The sequence below is a fragment of the Agarivorans sp. QJM3NY_25 genome (assembly GCF_050870875.2).
In the GTDB taxonomy this organism is placed as follows: domain Bacteria; phylum Pseudomonadota; class Gammaproteobacteria; order Enterobacterales; family Celerinatantimonadaceae; genus Agarivorans.
In genome coordinates this window covers 4190595-4206704 of record NZ_CP194041.2, presented here as the reverse complement: position 1 = coordinate 4206704, position 16110 = coordinate 4190595, and the positions used below count along the sequence as shown (strand labels likewise).

Genomic DNA, 16110 nt, shown 5'->3' with positions numbered 1-16110 from the left:
GTGCTTAGCTTTGGTTTCTAAGAAGCCGAATGCTCTTTAACAATTTGGAAAAGCTGATAAAAAATATCTCAAAAATACGAGTTAAATAACAAGTGTTTTTGGTATTCAAAAAATAAGGTGATCGTACTCGAGTGGCAGGATTTATACAGCCTGACCATTCAAGTGATTTAAGCGACAACATTTAGGTGTTGTATGGTTAAGTGACTAAGCGTATACGGTGGATGCCTTGGCAGTCAGAGGCGATGAAGGACGTGTTAATCTGCGATAAGCCATGTTGAGTCGATAAAAGACGTAATAGACATGGATTTCCGAATGGGGAAACCCACTGCATTTTATGCAGTATCGTAACGTGAATACATAGCGTTGCGAGGCGAACCCGGGGAACTGAAACATCTAAGTACCCGGAGGAAAAGAAATCAACCGAGATTCTGGTAGTAGCGGCGAGCGAACCCGGATTAGCCCTTAAGCTTCTTATAATTTAGTGGAACAAGCTGGAAAGTTTGGCCGTAGCGGGTGATAGCCCCGTACACGAAAGGTGATTTGAAGTGAAAACGAGTAGGACGGCACACGTGATATGTTGTCTGAATATGGGGGGACCATCCTCCAAGGCTAAATACTCCTGACTGACCGATAGTGAACCAGTACCGTGAGGGAAAGGCGAAAAGAACCCCTGTGAGGGGAGTGAAATAGAACCTGAAACCGTATACGTACAAGCAGTGGGAGCCTCTTTGTGGGGTGACTGCGTACCTTTTGTATAATGGGTCAACGACTTAATTTCAGTAGCAAGGTTAAGCGAATAGCGGAGCCGTAGGGAAACCGAGTGTTAACTGCGCGCATAGTTGCTGGGATTAGACCCGAAACCCGGTGATCTAGCCATGGGCAGGTTGAAGATTGGGTAACACCAATTGGAGGACCGAACCGACTAATGTTGAAAAATTAGCGGATGACTTGTGGCTGGGGGTGAAAGGCCAATCAAACCGGGAGATAGCTGGTTCTCCTCGAAAGCTATTTAGGTAGCGCCTCGGACGAATACTAGTGGGGGTAGAGCACTGTTAAGGCTAGGGGGTCATCCCGACTTACCAACCCTTTGCAAACTCCGAATACCACTAAGTACTATCCGGGAGACACACGGCGGGTGCTAACGTCCGTCGTGAAAAGGGAAACAACCCAGACCGTCAGCTAAGGTCCCAAAGTCATAGCTAAGTGGGAAACGATGTGGGAAGGCTTAGACAGCCAGGATGTTGGCTTAGAAGCAGCCATCATTTAAAGAAAGCGTAATAGCTCACTGGTCGAGTCGGCCTGCGCGGAAGATGTAACGGGGCTAAGCTATGCACCGAAGCTACGGGTACTTGCTTTGCAAGTGCGGTAGAGGAGCGTTCTGTAAGCCGTTGAAGGTGAATCGTAAGGTTTGCTGGAGGTATCAGAAGTGCGAATGTTGACATGAGTAACGATAAAGGGGGTGAAAAGCCCCCTCGCCGAAAGACCAAGGTTTCCTGTTCAATGTTAATCAGAGCAGGGTGAGTCGGCCCCTAAGGCGAGACTGAAAAGTGTAGTCGATGGGAAACAGGTTAATATTCCTGTACTTCGTATAATTGCGATGGGAGGACGGAGAAGGCTAGGCCAGCGCGGCGTTTGGTTGTCCGCGTTTAAGGTTGTAGGCTGGACACTTAGGAAAATCCGGGTGTCTAAGGCTGAGGATTGATGACGAGTCACTAAGGTGATGAAGTGGTTGATGCCCTGCTTCCAGGAAAAGTCTCTAAGCTTCAGATTATACGAAACCGTACCCCAAACCGACACAGGTGGTTGGGTAGAGAATACCAAGGCGCTTGAGAGAACTCGGGTGAAGGAACTAGGCAAAATGGTACCGTAACTTCGGGAGAAGGTACGCTGCTGTTGGTGATGGGACTTGCTCCCTGAGCTGACGGCAGTCGCAGATACCAGTTGGCTGCAACTGTTTATTAAAAACACAGCACTGTGCTAAATCGAAAGATGACGTATACGGTGTGACGCCTGCCCGGTGCCGGAAGGTTAATTGATGTGGTTAGCGCAAGCGAAGCTATTGATCGAAGCCCCGGTAAACGGCGGCCGTAACTATAACGGTCCTAAGGTAGCGAAATTCCTTGTCGGGTAAGTTCCGACCTGCACGAATGGCGTAATGATGGCCAAGCTGTCTCCACCCGAGACTCAGTGAAATTGAAATTGCCGTGAAGATGCGGTGTACCCGCGGCTAGACGGAAAGACCCCGTGAACCTTTACTACAGCTTGACACTGAACATTGACCCTACATGTGTAGGATAGGTGGGAGGCTTTGAAGCGTTGTCGCTAGATGATGTGGAGCCGACCTTGAAATACCACCCTTGTAGTGTTGATGTTCTAACGTTGTCCCGTTATCCGGGATGCGGACAGTGTCTGGTGGGTAGTTTGACTGGGGCGGTCTCCTCCCAAAGAGTAACGGAGGAGCACGAAGGTTGGCTAAGTACGGTCGGACATCGTACGGTTAGTGCAATGGCATAAGCCAGCTTAACTGCGAGACAGACACGTCGAGCAGGTACGAAAGTAGGTCATAGTGATCCGGTGGTTCTGTATGGAAGGGCCATCGCTCAACGGATAAAAGGTACTCCGGGGATAACAGGCTGATACCGCCCAAGAGTTCATATCGACGGCGGTGTTTGGCACCTCGATGTCGGCTCATCACATCCTGGGGCTGAAGTCGGTCCCAAGGGTATGGCTGTTCGCCATTTAAAGTGGTACGCGAGCTGGGTTTAGAACGTCGTGAGACAGTTCGGTCCCTATCTGCCGTGGGCGTTTGAGAATTGAAGGGAGCTGCTCCTAGTACGAGAGGACCGGAGTGGACGAACCGCTGGTGTTTGGGTTGTTATGCCAATAGCATTGCCCAGTAGCTACGTTCGGAACTGATAACCGCTGAAAGCATCTAAGCGGGAAGCAGGCCTTGAGATTAATTCTCACTAGGACTTTAAGTCCTCTGAAGGGCCGTTGGAGACTACAACGTTGATAGGCAAGGTGTGTAAGTGCTGTGAGGCATTGAGCTAACTTGTACTAATTACCCGTGAGGCTTAACCATACAACACCTAAAGGGTGTTGCTTATAGATACTTTATTTTAGAAACCAAGAGTGCTTGTTATGCTCGTGGGATATATCAGTTTTTTCGAATGTTAAAGACAACAAGTTTTTGCCTGGTGGCAATAGCGTTGTGGAACCACCTGAACCCATGCCGAACTCAGAAGTGAAACGCAACTGCGCCGATGATAGTGTGGGGTCTCCCCATGTGAAAGTAGGTCACTGCCAGGCGCCTATACTAAGCCCTCGTCTGACGACGAGGGCTTTTTTATTGCCTGCGATTTAGTTTAAACTCCAAATTTTTCAATATGTTGAGATAAATGTTAGTATGTGAAATTGAGTAATACACTAATCTCACAAAAGGATTTCTATGAAGGCTAAACTTTTCTCAACAGTTATGATGGTTAGTGCAATTTTACTCCTGAGCGCATGTGCCTCTACTGAAGAATCTCGGAAACTAGAATTAGAAGAAGCGGTTATTTGTTGCTCTTCTTATGCTGATATGGACTTTGAAGAATTAACCTTCGGTATGCATTCATTGAAGTTTGGCCCAAATTCTAATGTTAAAGAATTCGTTGGTAAACGTAGTTTTTTTAAAGCCTATCAATTGCCTGAATTAGAAGGTAAATATTTAAAAATTAAAACTTACATCTCAGGGGACGGTTTATTAGGTTCCCGGTATTTTCTTCCAGTATTCATAGCGTTGGACGAACACCACAAGCCGATTAAGGCGCTTACTGTACGAATGCATATAGAGCAGTCATTACTTTCTTATTACGCAGCGGGTTGGTTTCCATTGAAAATGTTAGATGGTGCAAAATACTTAGTTATTATGACTGGGGATGTAGATAATGAGAACTTCAGAAAAAACTTAGTCGAAGAGTTCTCTTATCAAAACAATCAAGTTCCAGCTGAAACCAAGAGGGCTACACAAGGTAAAGTTGATATTGAATTAAGGAAAGCTAGTGACGACGAAGTACCTTATTGGCACAAAGTTGATAGAATCATAAACGGTTGGCTTGGTTGATTTTTGAGCGGTTGATGACGGTTGTAAAGGATTTATTTGTAAAGCCGATCCGGATGAATTAGCCTGAGATTGAAGGTTTGCACGATTGTTAAATCGGATATGGGCCTATGGAGGGCAAATATGCAAAATAATTCCTCAAGTAAACTATTCATCCTCGACACCAATGTGCTGCTGCACGAACCCCTCGCAATATATTCATTTCAAGAACATGACGTTGTCATCCCGATGACGGTGTTAGAAGAGTTGGACCGGATCAAAGATCGCCAAAAAGATGTTGCTCGTGATGCTCGGGTGGCGATCCGGGCCTTGGAAGATGTGTTCGCTTCAGCTACTCCAGAACAGATTATTCATGGTGTAGAACTTAAAAATGATGCTGATAATCAAGTCAATGGTAAGATCTCTATTTTTGCGGATCATACCTTAGAAAAAGAACAGCGTAACTTTACGGCTGATGAGCCGGATAACCGGATTATTAATGCGGCGATCTATTTGCAACAAAAACATGCGTCTCGCCAAGTTGTATTGGTCACCAAAGATATTAATATGCGGCTTAAAGCCAAAGGGGCTGGGCTCGAACATGTTGAAGATTATCGTACGGATCAATTAATTGATGATATTCGTTTGTTAGCTAAAGGCTTCGTTGAATTTGAAGGTAGTTTCTGGGGACGAGTGAAGGATTGTGATAGTAGCTCTGAAGGACGTGATACTCATCATGTGATTGATACAGAAATTGTTGGGCCTTGCTATGTGAATCAATACTTGATCGATGATACGAAAAGCTTCGCAGCGCGGGTTATGAGTAAGACCGAAGATAAGACTGAGTTGCTTGATTTGGGCTATGAACGCTTAATGGGCAAACACGCCTGGGGAGTTCATCCTAAGAATATATATCAAGGAATGGCTTTTGATGCGCTACTCGATCCGACGATAGATTTGGTTATTCTGACTGGGCCAGCTGGTTGCGGTAAAACTCTACTGGCAATGGCAGCAGCCTTGGAAATGGTTGTTGAGAAAGGCATTTACGATAAGATTATCGTGACTCGTAATACACCTGAAATCGCCGAGTCTATTGGCTTCTTACCGGGTACTGAAGAGGAGAAAATGGCACCATGGCTAGCCGCTATCACGGATACTCTGGAAGTGTTACATAAGCATGATGAATCGATGTCAGGTTCGATGAGTTATATTATGGAAAAGGCTAATATTCAGTTCAAGTCGGTGAACTTTATGCGCGGACGCAGCATTCAAAATTCCTTTGTTTTTTTGGATGAGTGTCAAAATTTGACAGCTTCCCAGCTGAAAACGATTATTACCCGCTGCGGTGAGGGCACCAAATTGGTATGCTGTGGTAATCTGGCGCAAATCGATAGTAATTATTTATCGGCAGTTACGTCCGGTTTAACCTATATCGTAGAGCGTTTTAAAGATTTTGAAGGGAGCGCGAACGTTTACTTAAATGGTGTAGTGAGGAGCCGTTTAGCCTCGTTTGCTGAAGAAAAACTATAGAAGGTAAGGCAATGATCGGAGAAGCGGAGAAGCGCGCATTTCATCGTATGTTGATTAATGCAGAGCTCAAGATTTGGGTGGGTCAGCATAGTTATGCTGGCCTGTGTAAAGACTTAAGTGCAACGGGTATGGGGATTAGCGTCAAAGACCTCACACTGCAACTTGGTGATGAGGTGGAAGTTGCTCTGAGTGGCCAAGGTGTGGCACCATTTTCCGCCAAAGGAAAAGTGGTTCGTGCTAATAGTAGTGCTGATTATGCGATAGAGTTTACTTCTCTCTCTTAAATTTTGGCGGCACCCAATCCATGCGCTGGTAGCTGTAGATCCCCGAGCGTATGGCTTGCGCACTGCTGTCGGCAACTTTACCGAGTGGATACAAGGCTGGGCCTGTTGGTTCGGCTAAAACCATGGTTTTTCCCGCAACGTTTACCGTTTCATCGTTTGCTCGTGGGGGAATACCTAAGGCGAGCAAGGCATGGTTCGGTACATAGATAATAGCGACCCCCAAGCGCGGATATAAATATTTCAACGCGCTGGCGAGTAGCGTGGTTTTGCTATCACAGTCTCCTTGATTATTCCGCAGCACTTGAATGGGAGTGAGATAACCAGCTCCGCGTAGATTATCTTTCGAACGGAGTTGATTGTAGGGGATCGATTGAACAAAACTCAGTAAGTAATTAGTTATCTCTCTCAGCGGAACTGGGTCTTTGTTGATGGCATTGAGACTACTGTTGAGCCAACTTGTTAGATACTTCGCACTCTCTTTCGCGAATCGATTGTGATCAGGCATGATTGCAGTGCTACTATCACTGATGGTTTGTTCAATAAAATATTGCTGCTGTAGATAGTCTTGATAGAACTTGTCACTGTGGCTGTTGATCTGCGCCACTAGCTGGTCAATGAAGACTTGGTCATAGCCTTGTATTTGAAAACTGAACTGGTTATGACTGCTACTTATGCTAACCCTTGCCTGCTTAGGATCGAGCTTATCCAACTCTGGTTTGAGTTTATTTAAAATATATTGCTGTGCCTGTTTGGGTCGGTATTGGATGAATTTAGTCAGTTGAATCGGGTAGCCGAGCAGTTCGAACTGTAGTTGTTGTTTTTGGCCTTGGTGATCTTGCCATAAATATTGATAATGGCTTTGCTTACGTTCGAAGAGCAATTGTTTGGCTTGACTCAAGGGCGTCAAAATACTGGAGAAGATCAATAGCCATAGCCAAGTTTTGTGCATTGCTTCTCCAGTGTGGTTTTTATTAGCCTAGTCTAGACTGCTTTTGTTTCGCGACTTGCTCGGCACGATGAATGTGGTTCAAAACATGCACAAAAGCTTTGGCTGAGGCTTCGACAATGTCGGTCGCGAGTCCCATGCCATGATATTTACGTCCTTGATAGTTCGCAACAATATCAGCCTTCCCTAAAGCATCTTTTATATCTGTTTTGGCTGCAGTGGTGGTACCGCCTCCCGCCGCTTCGATGGTGTAGTCATCTATTTTTATATCGTAACCGGTAATTTTTCGTAAGCAACGATATGCGGCATCAATGGGGCCGTTTCCAGTGGATGCCTCTAGGAATGTGTGTTCACCTGCGACCAGTTTCACTGTTGCAGTTGAGACCACATCTGAGCCGCTTTGAGCGCTTAGGTAGTCCAACCGATAGAACTCGGTATCATCTTGTAAGTTATTAAAAAAGACGAGAGCTTCAAGATCATAATCAAATACTTGACCTTTGCGGTCGGCCAAGCCTAAGAAGCTCTCGTAGAGTTCGTCGAGATCGTAGTCGGTTTCGTTATATCCTAACTCTTGCATTCGGTGTTTTATCACATGGCGACCAGAGCGAGAGGTCAGGTTAAGACTATTTTTATTTAAGCCGATGCTTTCAGGGGTCATGATCTCGTAGGTATTTTCGTTCTTCAACATACCATCTTGGTGGATCCCGGAAGAGTGCGAGAAGGCATTACTACCAACAATGGCCTTATTAGCTTGCACTGGCATATTGCATAAGTGGCTTACCAGTTGGCTTGCACGGTAAATTTCTTGTGACTTAATATTGGTGCGAAGGCCGTCCAGTTGATCTTTTCGGGTATTAATGATCATGGCCACTTCTTCTAGAGAACAGTTACCTGCTCGTTCACCTATTCCATTTAGGGTACATTCGATTTGTCGTGCCCCCTGTTGAATGGCGCTAATGGAGTTGGCTACCGAGAGCCCTAAATCGTCATGGCAGTGAACAGAAATTATGGCTTGGTCGATATTGGGGACTCGGTTAAATAGCTTGTTGATGATTCCGCCGAACTCACTGGGGACGGTGTAGCCCACGGTATCAGGAATATTGACCGTCGTGGCACCGGCTTTAATTGCCGCCTCGACCATGCGACATAAATTATCGATCGGGGTTCGTCCCGCGTCTTCGCAGGAGAACTCAACATCATTGGTATAGTTTCGCGCATGCTTGACTGCGGATACAGCCATCGCCAATACGTCATCGAAGCTACGCTTGAGTTTGCTTTCGACGTGTACGGTTGAAGTCGAAATAAAGGTGTGGATGCGGAAGGCTTCGGCGACTTTTAACGCTTCTGCTGCGACATCAATGTCTTTGGGGAGGGCGCGAGACAGAGCACATACCGTGGAATTTTTGATTTCGCGCGCAATGGTTTGCACTGATTCAAAATCACCGGGTGAGGATATAGGAAAGCCGACTTCCATGATGTCGACACCTAAACGCTCTAAGGCAAAAGCAATTTGTAGCTTTTCTTTCACGGTTAAACTGGCGGCGAGCGCCTGTTCGCCATCACGTAGCGTCGTATCAAAAATTTTGACTAGGTCTGACATTCATTAATCCTTGTCTATGATTAGTGGTGTTTGCGTAACAGCATGGACCGTTATTACGGTTTATTATTTTTTTCGCTTAGCTGGCCATGCAATCTTGTTTTGCTATTTTAGCAAGCCCACATCTTACTGGCTAACATCTAATTCAACTAATCTCTTTGAGCAGCATTGAGTATGGAGTAACAATTTGAATAAAACTGCTATCGTGATCGGTGCCACGGGCCTCGTCGGATTGGCGCTGGTTAAACAGTTACTCGCTGATCCGCAATGGGCAAAGGTGAAGGTATTTAGTCGCCGGTCGATGGATCTAAATTCGTCGAAGCTAGACCTACATGTAGTCGATTTTACCCAACTGCCCATCTGGCAATCACAGATTAAAGGGCATAGCTTGTTTATCTGCTTAGGAACGACTTTGCGTCAAGCAGGGAGCCGAGCGGCAATGCGACAGATTGATTACGAGTTACCGCTAGATTTTTCGATTGCGGCGAAGCGCAATGGTATTGAAGATTGTTTGTTAATTTCCAGTCGCATGGCGAATCCTGCATCTGTTTTTCATTATCTAAGAATCAAAGGCGAACTAGAACAAGCGCTCACGCATTTGTTGTTTAAACGGCTAATGATTTTTCGCCCAGGGCCTTTACTGGGTCAACGTCGGGAACCAAGAACTTCGGAACAACTGGTTGCGGTGTTACAACCGCTATTTCGTGCTCAGTATTCTCCATTTAGGGCGTGGCGAGGCACTTCTGCCAACAGCCTTGCCCGTTGTATGTTGCGTCATGCGAATGATACAGCACCGCAGCAAAAGCAGATCTTCCAAGGTGAGGCGCTGTATTAATCGTTGGTTGTTGATTCGAATCAATCGGACTGGTTGGATGGGCGAGCCGGGTTATTCAGCTAAATGATCGCTTCGTTTTTCGTTTCTTGCTGTGAGCATGGCCCCAGTAGAAACTTGTTGTTCGCGTTACTACCGAGAGAATGCTTATTTTATTGTGCTTATTGTCAACTGTAGGTCTCTTGTCATCGTTTTGTCAAACTATGTTCATTTCCCGGTAAAGCAATATCTTCAGTCTGGAGTTAAAACTCATGGATGGAGCTTGCTATGTTACAACGATTACACCAGTGGGATTACGCCATATCAGCTAGCTGTTTAGGGCATCGCTTTAATCGGCAAGTCGCTAGTTTGGCTAAAATTGTGTCACATTCCGGAGATGGTTATTACTACGCCTTATTTGCAGGCGTGATTGCTTTCACCTCCCACGCCGAAGCATTCATCAGTTTATCTCTACCCGCTTACGCCTTGGAGTTGTTGTGTTATTTATTGCTTAAGCAAGTGTTTCGTCGTGACCGGCCGCAAGCGCTGCCAGTGTTTATTCGCCCTTCCGATCGTTTCAGTTTTCCCTCAGGGCATAGTGCCGGTGCTTTTGTGATGGCGAGTTGTATCGCTCAGGTGTTCCCTACATGGGGGATGTTTGCATTTACCTGGGCGAGTTTAATCGCCTGTTCCCGGGTATTGCTTGGCGTTCATTTTATTAGTGATGTGGTTGCTGGCGCTGGTTTGGGTCTGCTGATTGTAAGTAGCATAAATTAGAATTAGGTGATGACAACGATGCGAATTCTTTATGGTGTCCAGGGTACTGGTAATGGTCATATTACACGCGCTAGGCTACTTTGTGCTGCGTTGAAGCAGCGTGGTATTAAGCTCGATGTGCTGATGTCTGGACGAGTAGGAGCATTGCCAGAAGTACCAGAGTTTGATGATTATCGCGCCGTGAAAGGGATTAGTTTTTATCACCATGGCGGTAAGATTGATCGTTGGGAGACCTTAAAAAACTTATCGCTCAAGCAATTTAGAAAGGATGTCACGGGCTTAGATTTATCTGCTTATGATCTACTGATCAATGATTTTGAACCAGTCAGTGCTTGGGCTGCGAAGCAACAAGGCTTGAAGAGTTTATCGATCTCTCATCAAGCTGCGTTTTTATACGATGTACCCTGTAAACAAATGAGCTATTGGAATCAATTGTTGATCCGCTACTTTGCACCTTGTGAGTATAACCTTGGTGTACATTGGTGTGATAACCAGCAGCCTATTATTCCGCCTTTAGTCGAGCCTTTAAGCAATATTAGTAATCATGGCAAGATACTGGTGTATTTACCCTTTGAATCTTTAGCACAGATCAAACTATTACTGCGTCGTTTTAGTACTTATCAGTTTGTTTGTTTTCATCCAGATATCAGCCATGTAGGTGAAGATGAGAATATTCAATTTCAACCCATCGCTAGGCAGACTTTTCTCTCTCATTTGAGTGCCTGCGCCGGGGTATTTTGTAATGCAGGGTTTGAGTTGCCATCTGAAGCAATGGCTGCAGGTAAAAAACTATTAGTGAAACCACTGATCGGCCAGTTTGAGCAGCAGAGTAATGCTTATACTCTACAAAGCCTAAATTTGGCTCAGGTAACCGATAGCTTAGACCCTTATCAATTGGATGCTTGGTTGCAGCAGGAGCAAGCTGAGCCTGTCCATTATCCCAATGTTGCGGCCATTTTAGCGGAATATATTCAGTCTGGAGAGTGGCTTGAACTGTCATCAATGGCTAGCGCCATGTGGCGGCAAGTGAGTTATCCTGCGAGCAGCCAACAGATGATGACAAATATTATCCAAGATAAAACCGCAAGCGAGAATACATTGTCTAAAATAAAAGTATGGGGTTAGTGCTACGAGGAGAGAGAGATGCGTTTCATTAATGAAGACGGCGAAGTCATGGAATTAGCCAATAATATGACCATTCAAGAATTATATGATATGGGGGTCAGTATTTCTTTGAGTGAGGATACGGATCCCGAGCAAAAAATATGGTTAACGGAAGAGCATGATGCTATAAATTGAAAAACAACTTATCTTACGTACTGAGAGGCCAGATGGTATTAGATTACTGTCTGGTTTTTTGTTTTTATTTTAGGTTAATCAACTTATTGTTGCCTAGTAAGGGATGAAGAATTTATATGATTTGCCACCGAAAACCGCAGAAAGAGCAGACAAAAGCGTAGACGCTAGGGGGCAAGAAACGTTACAGTGCTAGCCTTGGAAGGCTGGATTTTATGTCCCATTTTCCGCAACACAATGAAGTTATCCCACAATGACAATAAATAAAGCCTGGAGGCTTGAACATGGAGAAGTTATCCGGCGCCGAAATGGTCGTCCGCTGTTTGCAAGATCAGGGTATTAAACATATTTTTGGTTACCCTGGCGGCTCAGTACTAGATGTTTACGACGCACTCTTCGATAGCAGTGATATTGAGCATATTTTGGTTAGACACGAGCAGGCCGCGGTCCATATGGCCGATGGTTACGCACGTGCAACTGGAGAAGTTGGTACCGTGCTTGTGACTTCTGGCCCTGGCGCGACGAATACGATTACAGGTATTGCCACAGCCTACATGGATTCAATTCCGTTGGTGATTTTATCGGGTCAGGTGCCAACCACTTTGATCGGCCAAGACGCGTTCCAAGAGACTGACATGATCGGTGTCTCTCGACCAGTGGTCAAACATAGCTTTTTAGTCAAAAAAGCTGAAGATATTCCAGCGGCAATTAAGAAAGCCTATTACATCGCTGCCACAGGGCGTCCTGGTCCGGTGGTGATTGATTTGCCAAAAGATGTGCAAAATCCATTACTTAAATTTCCTTATGAATACCCTAAGTCAGTGAGTATGCGCTCTTATAATCCGACGCTGACTGGCCATAAAGGACAAATTAAGAAAGCCGTTAAGGCTCTGTATCAGGCCGTACAACCGGTCTTATATATTGGTGGTGGTGCGATTACTGCCGATGCTGGTGAACAGATCGGTAAACTGGTCGATTTGCTGAATGTGCCTGTCACTTCAACATTGATGGGTTTAGGTGCGTTTCCTTCAACTGATCCTCGCTTTTTGGGTATGTTGGGGATGCATGGCACCTATGAAGCGAATATGGTCATGCATCATGCCGATGTAATTTTTGCCGTCGGCGCTCGCTTTGATGACCGAGTGACCAACAATGTCGCTAAGTTTTGTCCTAATGCCACTATTTTGCATATCGACATTGATCCCACTTCAATTTCGAAGACAGTGCATGCTGATATTCCAATCGTTGGTTCGGTAGATGCGGTACTCAATCAAATGCTTGATTTGATCGAAGAAACGGGCGCAAAAAATGATGCGGATGCGATTGAACAGTGGTGGGTAAAAGTTGAACAATGGCGTGCTCGTGAATGTTTAACTTATGCAAAAAGCGATAGCTTGATTAAACCACAGCAAGTGATTGAATCGATGTACCGAGTAACCAAAGGCGAGGCTTATGTCGCCTCCGATGTTGGTCAGCATCAAATGTTTGCTGCGCTCTATTATCCTTTTGATAAACCGCGTCGTTGGATCAACTCCGGCGGTTTGGGAACGATGGGCTTTGGCTTTCCTGCGGCAATGGGGGTTAAATTTGCCTTCCCTGACGCCACCGTCGCCTGTGTGACGGGAGATGGTTCGATTCAAATGAACATTCAAGAGTTGTCGACTTGCTTGCAGTACAATGTGCCGGTTGTAATTGTATCTCTTAATAACCGCTCTTTAGGTATGGTGAAGCAGTGGCAGAAAATGTTCTACGATGGTCGCCAATCTCACTCTTACATGGACTCGGTGCCTGATTTTGTGAAGTTGGCCGAGGCTTATGGTCATGTAGGGATCCAAGTGAACCATCCTGATGAGCTAGATGCTGCAATGGAAAAAGCCTTTTCGATGAAAGATCGGGTGGTATTCATGGATATTTTAGTTGATCCAGAAGAACATGTTTATCCGATGCAAATTAAAACCGAAGCGATGAAAGATATGTGGTTAAGTAAAACGGAGAGAACATAATGCGCCGAATTATTTCAGTTTTATTAGAAAATGAAGCCGGTGCTTTATCTCGAGTAACTGGTTTATTCTCACAGCGCGGTTTTAATATCGATTCACTTACGGTATCTACCACCGAAGATCCCACTCTGTCACGAATGAGTATTTGTAGCTTTGGTGATGACAATACAATTGAGCAAATTACCAAGCAGCTAAACAAGTTAGTTGATGTGCTTAAGGTATCGGTCCTTACCGAAGCGGACCATGTGGAACGCGAGATCATGTTGGTTAAGGTTCGAGCCGCAGGTAGTCTGCGAGAAGAGGTGATGCGAACTTGTGATATTTTCCGCGGGCAAATTGTCGATGTGACTCCGAGTCTGTATGTCATGCAGCTTAGTGGTGACAGTGCCAAGTTAGACGCTTGCTTGAAGACCCTGTCTCAATCCACCGAAATCTTAGAAGTGGTGCGAAGTGGCGTATGTGGTATTAGCCGTGGTGAGCGTATGCTACGCCCATAGCTTGCTTAAATTCTAGGTTGAAGACCAGCCTTGGCTGGTCTTTTTTATTTGTACAGACAACTCCTTGATGAATAACTGATATACTCTAGAAGCTGATGTGTTCTATCGATACGGATCACCGTAAATGTTGCATTGATGGGCGACGAGTTCCGTCCGAAGGCGCGACTGTTTTCTTATTGAAAGGAAATTGATAAGTATTGATTTGGTTTACGCTGTGGCAAACTTTTCTTCATGCTTAAAAAGCAGTGACTTGAACAAAAATTACTGACCTCCAGAGACCAACAGGCCTTGTTGATGTTAAGGGATGGTAAATCGACGGCCTAGATGGTGAGGAACACCAAGCATGAAATTCTCCAATCGGATTATTATTTTTACCATTAGCTGCGTCGTGGTTGCAGTATTGTTGGTATTACTTGGTGGTGGATTAACCTTTCGTCAGTTAGCCTTCAATCAACAACAACAGCAATTGCACTCCGTTGTAGAAGTGATTGATGGTCAGTTAAGTGTACAACCCGATACTCCGGAATTTGCGCAGTGGTTACCCAGTTGGTTAAGAGCGCATAATATTCAGGCTTTAGAAGTGTCTAATCGTGGTGGTGTGCTCTATACCTTTCGTGAACTAAATTATACGGGGAACAGTAATCGCTTAATTTCTTACCGCTATCCTTTAGTGGCTCACCCTGACTTCAGCGTACAAATCTGGGTGGAACGACCGTTTAAGCAATTGACTTATGAGCCGGAGGCCATGCTTGGGATTGGTGGCGGTTTAGTGATTGTTGCCCTGGGCTTGGTTGTGGTATTTCGTTGGTTGAAAAATATCATGCATGGCGCAGAGTTATTACAGACTCGAGGTAATCGCATCTTGGCTGGGCGCTTGCGAGATGCGCAAGTTGGCAGTGCAAAAGAGTGGCCGAATGCAGCCAGCAAGGCATTGGAACAATTAATTACCGAGTTGATAGAGGCGCGTCAAGAGCGGAGTCGTTTTGATTGTATTATTCGTAATAATGCCTTTGTTGATGAACTCACCCAACTCTCTAATCGCACTCATTTTTATAATCAATTGGAAGCCGAAATTACCGACGCTGATGCCCACACGGGTGCAGTGCTGCTGATTTATTTGCGCGGTATGGACGATGTAAATTACCAGTACGCGCGTAGTGAAGGTGACGCTATTTTGCAGCAAAGCGCCCAGGTTTTAAAACAATATACGCAACGCAATATCGAAGTGAATTTGGCTCGTTATAGTGGTGATGCCTTTGCTTTGTTATTACCGCTGTCGACTTTGGATGAAGCGGAAGATACTGCTGCTGGCATTTTAAAATTGTTGGAGCGGATTGCGTTGCCAGAAGTGGTTAATGCCGATGACTTTTTCTATATCGGTATTGCTGGTTATCAATATGGGGATGGTGCACAACAGGTCATTGAACAAGCCGAAGACGCTTTGCGTGTGGCACAGATGCAACGTCATAATGCTTGGCATGTCATCTCTCGTAAGTTGAATTCAACTCAAACAGGAAAGGGCTCGGTTCGCTGGCGAACCTTGTTACAGCATGTCCTGAGTAATGATGGTCTGCATTACTATCATCAGGCGGTATATGATGAAGACGGTGATGTGTGTTATCAAGAGCTGTTGTCGAGGATCACCGATTATCAAGGGGAAGTGATTAATGCCGGTGTATTTTTACCTTGGGCAGAGAAAAGTGGTTTACAGGCCGAGTTTGACCATCATGCGCTCAGTTTTGCGATGCAACAAGTGAGGTTCTCAAGTGATCCGATTAGTGTGAATCTAAATATTGCAACGGTTATCAAACAGTCGGTGATGCGCGAATTATTGCAATGGATTTTTGACCGCCCAGCTAGAGAGTGTCAAAAGCTGATTTTAGAGTTCACCGAAATTCAACTCTCTCAGTTAAATGATACCCAGATGCTTAGGCTCAAAGCGCTCAATAAAAAGGGCATTAAACTCGCTGTAGAGCGGGCTGGTCAGCAAGTCGTTAGTACCCAGTACCTTGGTGAGCTTACACTGGAGTATTTAAAGTTACATACCAGCTTAGTGCGTGATATTCAAATTCGTCAGGTCAATCAATTAGCGGTAAGCTCTATTATCGCCAGTTGTGCGGGTCGGGTGAAAGTGATCGCTGTTGGGGTTGAACGCAACGAAGAGTGGCGAGTATTACAACGTCTAGGTATTCATTGCGTGCAGGGCTTTTTATTTTCCAAACCGGAAGCGATTTAATTCATTTTAGGCCCTGAGTTAAGTTTGAAGTGCCGAGCGAAGTGAATATCATTGA

At 45.2% G+C, this 16110-nt stretch carries 12 protein-coding genes and 2 rRNA genes; 12 read left to right on the top strand and 2 right to left on the bottom strand.

What is annotated here, in order from left to right; all coding sequences use genetic code 11:
• Positions 1-194 precede the first annotated feature (194 nt).
• The 5 genes from ACRRSW_RS19165 (at position 195) to ACRRSW_RS19145 (ending at position 5895) form a co-directional block, all read left to right on the top strand.
• Positions 195-3082 (top strand): 23S ribosomal RNA (locus tag ACRRSW_RS19165).
• A 111-nt stretch (positions 3083-3193) separates the two neighbouring features.
• Positions 3194-3309, top strand: a 5S ribosomal RNA gene (gene rrf, locus ACRRSW_RS19160).
• Between the two features lie 139 nt (positions 3310-3448).
• Positions 3449-4105: a hypothetical protein gene (locus ACRRSW_RS19155; RefSeq protein ID WP_432460170.1), complete on the top strand. Its 657-nt coding sequence runs from the start codon at positions 3449-3451 to the stop codon at positions 4103-4105.
• A gap of 120 nt (positions 4106-4225) precedes the next feature.
• On the top strand, positions 4226-5611 hold the full coding sequence (locus ACRRSW_RS19150; RefSeq protein WP_432460168.1) for a PhoH family protein: 1386 nt from the start codon (positions 4226-4228) through the stop codon (positions 5609-5611).
• A gap of 11 nt (positions 5612-5622) precedes the next feature.
• Positions 5623-5895 (top strand): PilZ domain-containing protein, encoded by a 273-nt coding sequence (locus tag ACRRSW_RS19145; protein ID WP_432455964.1) that lies wholly within the window; start codon positions 5623-5625, stop codon positions 5893-5895.
• Here ACRRSW_RS19145 and ACRRSW_RS19140 read toward each other — a convergent pair.
• Both ACRRSW_RS19140 and leuA read right to left on the bottom strand, forming a co-directional pair.
• Positions 5879-6844 carry a hypothetical protein gene (locus tag ACRRSW_RS19140; RefSeq protein WP_432460166.1) on the bottom strand — a complete coding sequence of 322 codons (966 nt, stop codon included), beginning with the start codon at positions 6842-6844 and terminating at the stop codon, positions 5879-5881. The genes ACRRSW_RS19145 and ACRRSW_RS19140 overlap by 17 nt on opposite strands.
• Positions 6845-6866: 22 nt before the next feature.
• Positions 6867-8441, bottom strand: a complete 1575-nt coding sequence (gene leuA / locus ACRRSW_RS19135) for a 2-isopropylmalate synthase (RefSeq protein WP_432460165.1) — start codon at positions 8439-8441, stop codon at positions 6867-6869.
• Between the two features lie 184 nt (positions 8442-8625).
• On the opposite strand from leuA, the gene ACRRSW_RS19130 reads away from it, so the two are divergent.
• The 7 genes from ACRRSW_RS19130 to ACRRSW_RS19100 all read left to right on the top strand — a co-directional run bounded on the left by ACRRSW_RS19130 (position 8626) and on the right by ACRRSW_RS19100 (position 16055).
• Positions 8626-9273 carry a short chain dehydrogenase gene (locus tag ACRRSW_RS19130; RefSeq protein ID WP_432455967.1) on the top strand — a complete coding sequence of 216 codons (648 nt, stop codon included), beginning with the start codon at positions 8626-8628 and terminating at the stop codon, positions 9271-9273.
• Between the two features lie 264 nt (positions 9274-9537).
• Positions 9538-10026, top strand: a complete 489-nt coding sequence (locus tag ACRRSW_RS19125; protein ID WP_432455968.1) for a phosphatase PAP2 family protein — start codon at positions 9538-9540, stop codon at positions 10024-10026.
• Positions 10027-10044: 18 nt separating this feature from the next.
• Positions 10045-11151, top strand: coding sequence for an MJ1255/VC2487 family glycosyltransferase (locus ACRRSW_RS19120; RefSeq protein WP_432460164.1), 1107 nt, complete (start codon positions 10045-10047; stop codon positions 11149-11151).
• Between the two features lie 18 nt (positions 11152-11169).
• Positions 11170-11325, top strand: coding sequence for a hypothetical protein (locus ACRRSW_RS19115; protein WP_432455970.1), 156 nt, complete (start codon positions 11170-11172; stop codon positions 11323-11325).
• A gap of 281 nt (positions 11326-11606) precedes the next feature.
• Entirely contained in the window at positions 11607-13325 is a 1719-nt protein-coding gene (locus ACRRSW_RS19110) for an acetolactate synthase 3 large subunit (protein ID WP_432455971.1), read from the top strand.
• The gene (ilvN, locus tag ACRRSW_RS19105) at positions 13325-13819 is read left to right on the top strand and encodes an acetolactate synthase small subunit (protein WP_432455972.1); all 495 of its coding nucleotides are present in this window, start codon (positions 13325-13327) and stop codon (positions 13817-13819) included. Before ACRRSW_RS19110 ends, ilvN begins: the two co-directional genes overlap by 1 nt.
• A gap of 343 nt (positions 13820-14162) precedes the next feature.
• Entirely contained in the window at positions 14163-16055 is a 1893-nt protein-coding gene (locus ACRRSW_RS19100; RefSeq protein WP_432460163.1) for an EAL domain-containing protein, read from the top strand.
• Positions 16056-16110 lie beyond the last annotated feature (55 nt).